This is a genomic window from Bacillus sp. I-2 (genome assembly GCF_001974945.1).
Classification (GTDB): domain Bacteria; phylum Bacillota; class Bacilli; order Bacillales; family Bacillaceae; genus Bacillus; species Bacillus safensis.
Window position 1 is genome coordinate 1 of sequence record NZ_LZRW01000042.1, and the last position, 12,101, is coordinate 12,101.

Annotated in this window: 11 protein-coding genes; 3 read left to right on the plus strand and 8 right to left on the minus strand. The window is 40.2% G+C overall.

Translation table 11 applies throughout. The features are described 5' to 3' along the window. Positions 1–258 precede the first annotated feature (258 nt). Positions 259–1,266: a GTP 3',8-cyclase MoaA gene (gene moaA, locus BAE31_RS11200; protein ID WP_076840468.1), complete on the minus strand. Its 1,008-nt coding sequence runs from the start codon at positions 1,264–1,266 to the stop codon at positions 259–261. A 10-nt stretch (positions 1,267–1,276) separates the two neighbouring features. Beyond that, entirely contained in the window at positions 1,277–2,065 is a 789-nt protein-coding gene (gene fdhD / locus BAE31_RS11205) for a formate dehydrogenase accessory sulfurtransferase FdhD (RefSeq protein ID WP_076840469.1), read from the minus strand. Positions 2,066–2,199: 134 nt separating this feature from the next. On the opposite strand from fdhD, the gene BAE31_RS11210 reads away from it, so the two are divergent. Next, the gene (locus tag BAE31_RS11210) at positions 2,200–3,465 is read left to right on the plus strand and encodes an L-lactate MFS transporter (protein WP_076840470.1); all 1,266 of its coding nucleotides are present in this window, start codon (positions 2,200–2,202) and stop codon (positions 3,463–3,465) included. A gap of 82 nt (positions 3,466–3,547) precedes the next feature. Then, positions 3,548–5,896: an FdhF/YdeP family oxidoreductase gene (locus tag BAE31_RS11215; RefSeq protein WP_076840471.1), complete on the plus strand. Its 2,349-nt coding sequence runs from the start codon at positions 3,548–3,550 to the stop codon at positions 5,894–5,896. Positions 5,897–5,946: 50 nt separating this feature from the next. Here the strand turns inward: BAE31_RS11215 and BAE31_RS11220 are convergent, their stop codons facing one another. The 6 genes from BAE31_RS11220 to BAE31_RS11245 all read right to left on the minus strand — a co-directional run bounded on the left by BAE31_RS11220 (position 5,947) and on the right by BAE31_RS11245 (position 11,444). Continuing rightward, entirely contained in the window at positions 5,947–6,624 is a 678-nt protein-coding gene (locus tag BAE31_RS11220) for a VWA domain-containing protein (RefSeq protein WP_076840472.1), read from the minus strand. Positions 6,625–6,707: 83 nt separating this feature from the next. Then, a complete protein-coding gene (locus tag BAE31_RS11225; RefSeq protein WP_080769523.1) occupies positions 6,708–7,406 on the minus strand; it encodes a VWA domain-containing protein in 699 nt (232 codons plus the stop codon). A 322-nt stretch (positions 7,407–7,728) separates the two neighbouring features. After that, on the minus strand, positions 7,729–8,754 hold the full coding sequence (gene spoIID, locus BAE31_RS11230; RefSeq protein ID WP_041115518.1) for a stage II sporulation protein D: 1,026 nt from the start codon (positions 8,752–8,754) through the stop codon (positions 7,729–7,731). Positions 8,755–9,009: 255 nt separating this feature from the next. Next, the gene (gene murA / locus BAE31_RS11235) at positions 9,010–10,317 is read right to left on the minus strand and encodes a UDP-N-acetylglucosamine 1-carboxyvinyltransferase (protein ID WP_024423722.1); all 1,308 of its coding nucleotides are present in this window, start codon (positions 10,315–10,317) and stop codon (positions 9,010–9,012) included. A 32-nt stretch (positions 10,318–10,349) separates the two neighbouring features. Continuing rightward, positions 10,350–11,084, minus strand: a complete 735-nt coding sequence (locus BAE31_RS11240; RefSeq protein WP_024423723.1) for a YwmB family TATA-box binding protein — start codon at positions 11,082–11,084, stop codon at positions 10,350–10,352. Positions 11,085–11,213: 129 nt separating this feature from the next. After that, the gene (locus BAE31_RS11245; protein ID WP_024423724.1) at positions 11,214–11,444 is read right to left on the minus strand and encodes a DUF1146 family protein; all 231 of its coding nucleotides are present in this window, start codon (positions 11,442–11,444) and stop codon (positions 11,214–11,216) included. Positions 11,445–11,581: 137 nt separating this feature from the next. On the opposite strand from BAE31_RS11245, the gene BAE31_RS11250 reads away from it, so the two are divergent. Next, positions 11,582–12,088: a hypothetical protein gene (locus BAE31_RS11250; protein WP_249895864.1), complete on the plus strand. Its 507-nt coding sequence runs from the start codon at positions 11,582–11,584 to the stop codon at positions 12,086–12,088. The last annotated feature ends 13 nt before the right edge of the window (positions 12,089–12,101 follow it).

A 12,101-nucleotide genomic window follows, 5' to 3' on the forward strand; every position in this document is an offset into this window, starting at 1 on the left:
TACACTAATCGGATAACTAACTCTTTTTCCCATACAAAAAACACCTCCAAATTGTTTTCAGATATGCTATACCCGATTTTTCAATTTAAAGGTGTTTTTATTTGTCTCACTTTATGGGGTCAGTCCCGATTCTGCTGGTTTTTTATAGTGACTAAGTTCATAAGATAAAAAGACCTGTTTTCAAAAAAGGATTTTCAACCACGATTATGACATTTTCTCTTCTTTTCAAAAATACATGATCATGATACTTTATTGTCATTACCCACCGATGTATGACATCTCAACCTTTTTCTGATCTTTTTTCTGCTCTCTCTCGGCTGAATATTGGTCATGTCTATTCGACCATAATTCCTTTAACCTGTTCGTTAATTCTTCATTATCTTTTGTCGTACGAATCATCTGTTTCAGATCAAAACCCGATGATGCAAACAGACATGTAAATAATTCCCCCCGTGCAGACAGCCTTGCTCTGTTACATGTTCCACAAAAAGCATCTGAAACGGAAGAAATAATGCCTATCTCTCCTGAACCATCTTTGTAAAAAAATCGTTTGGCTACTTCACCTGTATATTGAGGAGGTTCTGGTTTGATAGGATATGTTGAATCAATTAATTCAATTATTTCTTTCTTTGTCATGACATGTTCTAGATTCCATTTATTCGTATTACCGACATCCATAAATTCAATAAATCTGAGAACGTGTCCTTCTTTTTTGAAGTAAGCTGCCATTGGTAAGACATCCTGATCATTCACACCTTTTTGAACAACCATATTAATCTTGATAGCAAGTCCAGCCTTTTTTGCAGCCTCAATACCATCAAACACTTTTTGGATAGAAATATGCCTTCCGTTCATTTGCTTAAAACGGTCGGGATTTAATGAATCTAAACTAACGGTGACTCTATTAAGACCAGCTCTCTTCAACTGATCAGCATATAAAGGTAAAAGCGTTCCATTGGTCGTCATCGCAATGTCTTCAATCCCTGGAATTTTTGCGAGCTTTTCTATTAAGACAGGCAGATCCTTTCGCATTAAAGGTTCTCCGCCCGTGATACGTATTTTTACCACACCTAGGTTCTTTACAAAAAGGGTAGCAAGTCGTTCAATCTCTTCGAAACTAAGCAGTTCTTCTTTTTTCAAGAAAGGATAATCCGGTCCAAAAATTTCAGCAGGCATACAGTACGTACATCTAAAGTTACAGCGATCAGTTACTGATATTCTTAAATCGCGCAATGGTCGATGTCTTTTATCTAAAATACTGACCATACTTTGCCTCCTATTCTGTAATACGCTGAGGATGAGTGTAAATGTTAAAGGATTTTCCTCTGACGAATCCAACTGTTGTAATATTTAGTTCTTCTGCCATTTTAAGCGCTAGCTCAGTAGGTGCTGATTTTGAAATGACGATAGACACTCCTAGTTTTGCTGCCTTCAATAGAACTTCTGACGATATCCGGCCGCTAAAAACAAGGATTTTATCTCTAAGTGGAATTCGCTGAAGTAAACAATATCCATAAATTTTATCTAAAGCATTATGTCTTCCTATATCAGTTCTAGTGATGAATAGCTTCTCTGTGTCACACAATCCAGCATTATGCACTCCACCAGTATGTTGAAATAATTGGCTTTCTTCTTGCAAACTCTTCATGAGATGCAGACAGGTTTCAGCAGAAATACTGATTTGGTCAATGGCTGTTTTTGCCGTCTTCACATCTTGAAGGAAATAAAAGTGTCTTCCTTTTCCGCAGCATGAACCAATCACTCGTTTTGTAAAATCTGATGAATCAAATCCACTTGAGTGAACTAAATCAACATAGGCAAAACCCATACTTTCATCTATTGTAAACCTTTTAATCTCATTTTCAAATCGAATGACCCCTTCTGAAGCCAAAAAGCCGATAACCAATTCTTTCAAGTGCTCTGGTGAACAAACAAGGGTCACAAATTCTTCTCCATTCACCATCACAGTTAAAGGATATTCTTCTACAATTTCATCAGTTTTGCAGGTAAACTGACCTTCACGGTATTGGTGTATGACTCGTTTCTTTTTAACAGAAGGATTCATTGTATGATCTTCCTTTCAATGCAAATTTAGTTATATGATCCAATCAAATTGTGATATTATTTTAAAAAGTCACAAAAATGTAACATATTTCTATCTTATCAAACTTCTTGATTGCTTTATATGGGGGGAACAAAATGAACAAATCGAAAAATCGCTGGCTCATTGCAGCAAGTGCTGTAGGAATTCATTTATCTATTGGGTCTGTTTATGCTTGGAGTGTTTTTACAAATCCTTTACATGAAGCCTTTCAGTGGTCATTAACAGAAATAAGTCTCACCTTCAGTATTGCTATTTTATTTTTAGGTTTATCTGCTGCTTTTATGGGACATTTCGTTGAAAGGTATGGTCCAAGGGCATCGGGGCTCTTCTCAGCTATTTTCTTCGGCATCGGAATGACTGGGTCAGGATTCGCTGTCCACATGTCCTCACTGCCTCTCCTTTATTTATTTTATGGTGTACTTGCTGGAATCGGTTTAGGGGTAGGCTATATTGCACCTGTATCAACTCTAGTCAAATGGTTTCCGGATCGAAGAGGTCTTGCAACCGGCTTAGCCATTATGGGGTTTGGGTTTGCTTCTCTTATTTGCAGCCCAATTATTCAATATCTCATTGAAAAAGTGAATATCGCAAATACTTTTTATTTCCTTGGAATCTCCTATTTTATCATCATGGTGATCTCATCTCTTTATTTATCACCACCAACACCTGATGACGTCAAACAATTTGACGTATTCAAAACAAAGAAAAGAAAAATCCCTCAAGATTTATCACAGCTTACAGCAAATGAAGCGATCAAAACAAGACGTTTTTATTATTTGTGGCTTATGCTTTTTATTAATATCACATGCGGAATCGCTATTATTTCAGTAGCATCACCTCTTGCTCAAGAAAGTGTTGGGTTCACTGCAGGTGCTGCAGCTACTCTTGTGGGCATTTTAGGTGCTTTTAATGGTTTAGGACGCATTGGCTGGGCATCGTTTTCAGATTATATAGGAAGACCGAATACGTATACGATTTTTTTCAGTATCCAGCTCATTGCTTTTCCTTTACTCCCCTATTTAAAAGAACCGCTCATCTTTTCAATCGTGATGGCGATCATTTATACGTGCTATGGAGGAGGATTTGCTTCAATTCCAGCCTATATTGGCGATTTGTTTGGTACAAAGCAGCTTGGTGCCATACACGGTTATATTTTGACTGCTTGGGCCGCTGCGGGTTTAGCAGGACCACTATTTTCATCCTTCATTCGAGATATAACAGGTAATTACACACAAAGCCTTATGGTGTTCTCTGGCTTATTTTTCATTGCTTTTATCATATCACTTCTCATTCGAAAGGATATTCAACAGCTAAGAGAAAAAAACCTATCTGCTGCTTCCTCTGTCTCAGCCCGATCTTAATTTGAATTTGACAGAATCACAATCTAAAGGTAATTTTTAGATATGAAAACGCTTTACAAAGTAATAGGAGGGTGATGATCTCATGGGGAAAACAAAACATAAGGGGCCTGTTAAACTCAATAAAAAACCCTCACCAAAGCTATGGGCCTCTTTTGTACCAATGGGGCTTGGCAAAGTGAAACCGAAACACATTCGAGATACGATGAAAGTGGCATGGGAGAACAAAGATAACCTTCCCTACGCGTACCGTATTTTAACGCAGGGTGTTTGTGACGGCTGTGCCCTTGGCGTCTCAGGACTGTATGATCAAACGCTCGCAGGACCTCATATATGCACCACAAGACTAAATGTGCTTCGTCTTAACACAATGCCAGCTATTGATCCAAAATGGTTTGAAGATATTCATCAGCTAAAGCAAATGGACAGCACCTCTCTTCGCAAGCTTGGGCGGATTCCTTATCCATTGATCCGAAAAAAAGGTGACAATGCCTTTACACGTATTTCTTGGGATGATGCACTAGATCAAATCGCAGCTAAAATCCAATCAATTGATAAACGGCAGCTTGCTTTCTATTTAACCGCCAGAGGAATTACAAATGAAGTTTATTATACGGCTGCAAAGGCTGCTCGATTTATAGGAACGAATCATATTGATAATGCTTCTCGCATTTGCCATTCACCAAGTAAAACCGCTCTTAAACGGTCCCTTGGCATCGGTGCTTCCAGCTGTAATTACAGTGATTGGATTGGAACGGATGTATTAATTTTTTGGGGATCTGTTGCAGCAAACAATCAGCCTGTTTCCACTAAATATATGTACGCTGCTAAAAAGAAGGGAACAAAAATTATCGTCATCAATCCGTATAAAGAGCCTGCTATGAAAAAGTATTGGGTTCCTTCTATTCCAGAGAGTGCTTTATTCGGTACAAAAATTGCAGATGATTTTTACCAAGTCAATATAGGCGGAGATATTGCGTTTATGAACGGCGTCATCAAGCATTGGTTTGACATGGAGCAGCATGCTCCCCATTCGGCTCTTGATCACGAATTTATTCAAAAACATACAACAGGCATACAGGATTTAAAGCAGCATGTCGCACAATTGAAGTGGGAGGACCTAGAAGCATCATCAGGTTTATCAAAAGAAAGAATGAAGGAATTTGCGACACTGCTTGCCAATGCTAATTCAGGCGTTTTTATTTGGAGTATGGGCCTTACTCAGCACCGCTTTGCAACTGATAATATATCACAGGTTGCCAACCTTGCCATGCTGCGCGGATTTATCGGCAGAAAACATTGTGGTGTCATGCCAATTCGGGGTCATAGCGGCGTCCAAGGTTCTGGTGAAATGGGTGCTGATCCATTCGTTTTGCCGGGTAGTGATTTTGATGAAGAGAATATTGAAAGAATCGAACGCATATGGGGGTTTGACATTCCTAAATGGCATGGTGACACCATTGGGCAATCCTTTGAGAAGATGGCTCTCCCAAAAGACCATCCACAAAAACTCAAAATGCTGTTTACGAGTGGCGGAAACTTTTTAGAAACGATGCCAAATCCGGAAGCGATCGAAAAAGCATTATCTGAACTTGAACTCCGTGTTCACCAAGATATCATTTTAAATACCTCTACGCTGGTAGACGCTGAAGAGGCGGTGATTGTGCTGCCTGCTATGACAAGGTATGAACAACCAGGCGGCGGCACATCAACCAGTACGGAACGCATGGTATATTTCAGTCCAGAAATTGAAGGACCTCGTATTGAGGAAGCCAGAGCGGAATGGGACATTTATGTTGATCTTGCGAAAAGAGTCCGGCCAGAAGATGCCGAGCTGATACATTTTGAAACAGCTGAAGACATTCGTCGTGAGATTGCGGTCGCCAACCGAAACTATGATGGCATCCAGCATTTACGTCACAAGGGAGACGTTTTTCAATGGGGAGGAGCATGGCTTTGTGAAGATGGCGTGTGTCCAACACCAGACGGCAAGGGACATCTTCTTCCTGCCCAGCTGCCTCAATATCGAAAAACCGAAGGACATTTCAATATCACGACAAGAAGAGGAAAGCAATTCAACTCGATGATCTACAGTGAAAAGGATGCCTTTAATGGTGGAAAACGTCATTCTATCCTAATGAATGAAGAAGATGCAAAAGAGCTTTACGTCCAAGAAGGTGATCCAGTTGTTCTCTTTAATCAATATGGATCCTATCAAGGAGTGGCCCAATTCGGAGAGTTGAGACGCGGCAATATCGCAGTTTATTGGCCGGAAGGGAACGTTTTAATTCCTAAAGGTGTGTATGAGAGCTACTCACAGATTCCCGAGTATAATACGGCTGCCATATTAGAAAAAGCCGAAACCTTCCATGCAAGAAAGGACCAGCATTACGTGGAGAAACGAATTGATGAATTAGAAACGACTTTGAATTAATCGTCAACTTAAAAACAGCTGGGGCTGTTTCCCCAGCTGCTATTCACTCTCTACCGACCAAAAGCGCTCGCTTCCTGTTGAAGAATACGGTTCAATTCTTCGGCATTTGCAGCCGGTTGATATTGTCCTCCACCCGCTTTTGCAACAGATTTAAGACTTTTTGCTTCCTTTTCATTCACATCGAAGCCAATGATATTGACGATTGTATCAATTCCGTCTTCATGTAATTCCTTTGCTGCTTGTGAAGGGCTTCCACCACAAGTTTCTTCACCATCACTGACAACATACACAATATTTTTCCCTTCAGCCTGGTGATCTTCAAAATCTTGTTTTGTATCTGTTAATGCTTTTGCAAGCGGTGTCCAGCCAGTTGGCTTATACACATTCAGTGCTTGCTGAAATGTTGATGGCTCATATGATCCAAATCCGTAAACGGCTTCAGAACTTGAACAAGAAACAGCTTTCCCTGCATTCTTATTGGTTCCTTCATGACCAAACACACGAAGCAGAACTTGTGTATCTTCTGATAAAATGCTCGCGAAGCTTTGAATAGACCTTTTGGCGATATCGATTTTCTTTTCACCTTCAACTGATTGTGCCATGCTCCCGCTTAAATCGAGTAATATTACCACATGCGCAGGCGGCTCCTGTTTTGTTGCAGCATGAGCTGGTGAAGAAAGAAGCAGGACAAGACTAGCCAAAATGGTTAATACGATGTTTTTTTTCATTAATAAAAACCTCCCTTTTTTACTTTTGTACAGAAAAAGAGAAACGAAAGCATGAATCAATCGTTTCCCTTTTGTTCAGCAAGTTATTCGTGTAGTTTTAATGATTCTGCTGAAAAGATAGAACCCATTTCTTTACCAGTGCTTGCTTGGTAGTAATGGCCTTTACCAGCTTTGGCTACTTGCTTCAATTGACCTTCATAGCCATCGTTAAAGTCTAATCCGATCACATTTACAACAGTTGATCCTTTTGAGTTATGCAATTCTTTTGCTACTTTTACTGGATCTCCGCCACAAGTTTCCTCACCATCAGTGATTAAGTACACAATATGCTTTGTTCCTGCAGTAAGCTGCTCATCCGCTTGCTTTGCATTTTCAAGTGCACGTGCAATCGGTGTCCAGCCAGTTGGCCCAAGTCCGTTTAAAGAGTTTTCGAAGCTGTCCTTTTCATAAGGCTGTACGCCGTAAACGCCTCTAATGACTTCACATGATTGAGCTTTACCTGAATTTTTGTTGTTTCCTTCAGAACCAAACAAGCTCATACGAATTTTAGCGTCTTTTGGAAGTGACTGAGCAAATTTAAATACCTCTTGTTTAGCGAGATCAAATTTGCGCTCTCCCTCTACTTTTCTTGCCATGCTTCCGCTTGCATCAAGTAAGATTGTCACTCTTACATCTTTGTTATGTTTTTTGACTGTAGATGCTTCTGCAAATACTGGTGAAGAGATTGACATAGATAATGTCAATACAGTTAAGGTTACGAGTGTGATTACTTTTTTCAACATACTTTTCCTTCCTCCTTATGTATTTGATTGAAACATCTTAATCGTAAATTATTCTGTCTTGGAATGGTATAGGACTCGGTCCCTTTTTCTTTTTCATCAAAATCACTAAAATTCTGTCAGATGTCTAGATATTTTCACCTAACACACCCATTATTCTCTCGTTTTCTCTGTCTTTCGAGGGATTTTGTATCGGCCATCGGTTCTTGTCAGGACATAAATGTTTAAGATTTCCTGATCTGCGTCTTAAGTCGCGATTTGACACATTCTGTTCAAATCTCTTTGAACACACAAAAAAATGCCTCATTTCTGAGGCACCTTTGCTTTATTTTTTAGCCATATACGTGTTGAGAAAACGATCGGCTGATTCGATTTGAATTCCTTTATAATAATGCTTCACGATGGCATCTACTTTTTTGCCTGCCTGCGCCATATAATGCGCACCATATTGACTCATGCCTACACCATGACCATATCCTTTTGTTGTAATGACAATCTGCTGACCCTGGCGTTCCCATGTGAAGTCCGCTGAATGAAGGCCTAGTGATTCTCGAATGTCTCGGCCTGACATTGTTTTACCGTTGATCACGGCTTTCGCTACCTGGTTTCCTGGTGTCCGTTCTACAATCTGTCCGACCTGAGCCTGCTGGGTGAGCGTCACACCTAATTTTTGCTGAAATTCACTGACCGAGATGGTTTTCTTATTTTGAAATTTTGGCGATTTTTCGTCCCATTTACTTGAGACACTTTTCAAATAAGGGATTTCGTTTTTCCAATAGGCTTCGGCATTTTCCGTTTTTCCGTTACTTGTTGAAAAGAATGAAGCATCAATTGGTTTCTCGTCATAAGTCAGCACTTTTCCTTGTGTGCTGGCGACAGCTTCCGTGACCTTTTTTAATTTCCAATTGTACGCTTTCCCCCAAATTTTCTTGAGTTCCTGTTTGTTTTTGTAAACTTGGAACATTTGGGTATCATCTACAAGAGAGCCCTTAGGTGATTTGACAGTCTTATCACTGATCATTTGCCTGACGATATACGTTCTTGCTGCGAGCGCCTGTGCCTTGAGTGCTTCCATTTCAAAATCAGCTGGCATTTCAGATGCTACGACACCGATCACATACTCTTCTAAGGGGATGTTTTCTACCTGCTGATGAGCAGAGCGATAGACGGGGATAGCGACGGGTGATTGCTTCAATTTGACTGAACCCTTCACTTCTTTTTTAACTGATGGTTCTGCTGCTACGTGCTGGCTGGCCGCCGGTTTCCCTTGGAACGTCGGCAACACAAGTAATGTTGGAATCATTAAAATGATGATGCATATTCCTGCGATTGTCCATATCATTGGTTTCATATTTGGCTGCCCCCATTTGTCATTGAATCTCTTTTATCCTATGGGCAGGGACAAGCTAATATGACAGCTTCTTTCATTTAGTGGACAAGTCTTTTATGGAGGTATGAGGCTGTTCTTCGAATGGATTTTACTGTTCGTCTGTATGAATAAAATTTAAGATGACTGGATACACTAATGATAAGCTTCGTGAAATGAAGCATTCTATATTCTAAAAAAAATCAGCATGCCCAAAGGACACACTGATTTCTTTCATGATTAAGCGTTCAGATCTGATACAACTTGTTCTTGTGTCACATCTGCTGATTCATCGTTTACTCTTTCAATATCTGCACCGATTGCTGCAAGCTTTTGGTGGAAGTTCACATAACCACGGTCAATATGCTTCAACTCAGTGACACGTGTATGACCTTCTGCCACTAATCCAGCAAGTACAAGTGCTGCTCCTGCTCTTAAATCAGTCGCTGCCACTTCAGCACCTTGAAGTTGAACCGGCCCATTGATAATGACAGAGCGACCCTCAATTTTAATATCGCCATTCATGCGGCGGAATTCTTCAGCATGCATAAAGCGGTTTTCAAACACTGTTTCTGTGATCATGCTTGTTCCGTTCGCACGAAGCAATAGCGCCATCATCTGAGATTGCATATCCGTTGGGAACCCAGGATGCGGCATTGTTTTTAGATCGATTGGCTTGAGCTCAGATGGTCCAATGACTCTTAAACCTTCTTCTTCTTCAATGATCTGAATACCCATTTCTTCCATTTTTGCCACAAGTGATGTCATGTGCTCTGGCACTGCGCCTTTTACAAGAACATTTCCTTCTGTAATGGCTGCTGCCACCATGAAAGTACCTGCTTCAATTCTGTCAGGGATGATGTTGTGTTTTGCACCGTGAAGTGTTTCCACACCTTCGATTTTGATTGTACCAGTACCAGCACCGCGAACCTTACCGCCCATGGCATTGATGTAATTTGCTAAATCAACAATTTCAGGTTCTTTTGCTACGTTTTCTAAAATCGTCGTTCCCTCAGCTAATGCTGCTGCCATGATGATGTTTTCAGTTGCCCCTACACTTGGGAAATCCAAATAGATTTTTGCACCTTTTAAACGGCCTTTTACTTCAGCCTCGATGAAACCATTACCTACTTGAATTTTAGCTCCCATTGCTTCAAAGCCTTTTAAATGCTGATCAATTGGTCTTGAACCAATCGCACAGCCTCCAGGTAATGCAACTCTTGCATGACCCGTTCTTGCTAAAAGTGGTCCCATGACAAGCACGGATGCTCGCATTTTACGGACATACTCAAACGGAGCCTCAGTTTCTAGTGCATGTGATGCATCAACTGATACTTCGTTATTTTCAAAATGTACTTCTGCTCCTAAATGACGTAACACTTCATTGATTGTATATACATCGGAGAGCGTAGGTACATCACAAATTACGCTTTTTTCTGTACTTGCTAACAAAGATGCAGCGATAACTGGTAAAACGGCATTTTTTGCGCCTTCTACTTTAACTGTGCCGTTTAACTTTTGACCGCCGCGGACGATGATTTTTTCCAAGGTCTTCCCCTCCGCGTCCCAAATTCTCTATATTAATATTCAGTCGTTACGATTGGTGTGCCAACCGTAATCGTATGATTTTCGTTCATTTCCGAACTTCTGATGGCAATTTGAACATTCATTTTATCATTTGAAGTCATAATGAACTGTTCCCACTTATCTGTGTAAGCGGAAAGCGACACAAAATTAGACTCAACGAGATACTCAACTGGTTTTGCTTGAAATTCATTTGCTAACATTTCAGCTTTTTTTTGCAAAACAACATCCATCATACCATTTACATGACCATCGAGACAAGTAAAAATTACAATTTTCTCTTGTAATATGCTTTTTGCATGACGTACGAACTGATCATATGTATGCTCCCAGGTATTCAGTGGGCGAGCACCTTTTTGCTCATATAATAAATACGACTTTTGATTGGATTTTGTGTCGGTCTTCACGAGTAAAATTTTCGATTCTGTATCATTTTTTTCATCTTTGTAAATTCCTGTGACTTTGGTGACATGTTGCTCTTTTTTTTCGGTCCACTCATACTGTCGTAGTTCGTCTTTCAAACGTTTCACTTTTTTTGAAAATTGTTCGGATGAAATATCTACATTTGTCTTGGCATGGAGGGTCCACCCATCGACTTCAATTTGCTGGTTTTTCAGACCTTCTGCTATTTGAGCGAGCGGGGAAGATTCTTCCGCACGAACACCTTGAATCATCAGAACAAAAAAAAGAATAAACGCAAATAATGGCCAACCTTTCAAATACTTTCTCACTTGTCATTCCCCCTTGCTACAAGTGTTGCCGCAAGGAGGGCAATGCATACGTGGAAAAGACAACAAAAGGCCAACCTTTTGACCCTTCCTTTTACGTTCCCGCAGAAGGTCATGACCAAACCTTTTATGTTAGAACATATAAGGAATTTGTCTGGAGAAATTTAAGTAATCAAGGAAGAAATTGCTGACCGCAGATGCGATAGCAATGGTAATGAGCATCATCAGCAGCCTTGCTTGAACGATTTTCCCTTTTTTAATGAGTGGATCAATATTTACAGCAAGCAGTGCCCACCATGTAACCGCGATAAAAAATAGGTGGATCACAATGCCCACGATTGCTTGTTGTCCTACGTCTTCCATACAATTGAATCCTCCTTTTATTTATTTCTGTAAAGGAAAACTCCCTTTCATTATATCCTCGAAAATCGGAAAGATGAATCATTTGGAAAAAAGAGCTACATTTAGTGTGAATCCCCTCTTATCCTGATGCCAAGGAGATGATATACTGCGTGTGGAAGGAGCTGAACACATTGAAAGATTCTTTTCCTGACTTTGTTGATTTGTACGGAGAATTGGTTCCCTCATTTGATTATGAATGGGAGGCCATTGCTTTCTACTTTGATTATAGACAGACACAGCTAGAAGAATTAGCACAATTGTGTCATTTTCATAACATTTCTTTGGATTACTCTGAGGAAAGCCTGTATCAGTTAGAATCACTATACTTTGAGGCATTAACCAAGCAGCTGTTCGCTGAGTGGAAAATGCCAATAGATGCATTAGAAGCGATGATGAGTGTGTATATAGGAGAGGTTGTCATCCGTCATCATTCAGATGCTGACTGGGTGGTGCGGCCTTATATGGATTCTCCGCATCAATATACGCTTGGTTTGCGCCGTCACAATAAAACGTGGCATAGTACGCAGTTTTGCGAGCACTTATATCTTGAAAAACAGGATTCGCACCCTTATGTGTCCATGTATCAATCTCTCATGTCATTCTAAAAAAAACCTTCTT

Bases quoted from the DNA above. Each gene is read 5' to 3' on its own strand.
- BAE31_RS11245 (WP_024423724.1), bottom strand. From the start codon at position 11,444: ATGGAAGACGTAGGACAACAAGCAATCGTGGGCATTGTGATCCACCTA.
- BAE31_RS11215 (WP_076840471.1), top strand. From the start codon at position 3,548: ATGGGGAAAACAAAACATAAGGGGCCTGTTAAACTCAATAAAAAACCC.
- fdhD (WP_076840469.1), bottom strand. From the start codon at position 2,065: ATGAATCCTTCTGTTAAAAAGAAACGAGTCATACACCAATACCGTGAA.
- BAE31_RS11220 (WP_076840472.1), bottom strand. From the start codon at position 6,624: ATGAAAAAAAACATCGTATTAACCATTTTGGCTAGTCTTGTCCTGCTT.
- moaA (WP_076840468.1), bottom strand. From the start codon at position 1,266: ATGGTCAGTATTTTAGATAAAAGACATCGACCATTGCGCGATTTAAGA.
- BAE31_RS11210 (WP_076840470.1), top strand. From the start codon at position 2,200: ATGAACAAATCGAAAAATCGCTGGCTCATTGCAGCAAGTGCTGTAGGA.
- BAE31_RS11225 (WP_080769523.1), bottom strand. From the start codon at position 7,406: ATGTTGAAAAAAGTAATCACACTCGTAACCTTAACTGTATTGACATTA.
- spoIID (WP_041115518.1), bottom strand. From the start codon at position 8,754: ATGAAACCAATGATATGGACAATCGCAGGAATATGCATCATCATTTTA.
- BAE31_RS11250 (WP_249895864.1), top strand. From the start codon at position 11,582: ATGATATACTGCGTGTGGAAGGAGCTGAACACATTGAAAGATTCTTTT.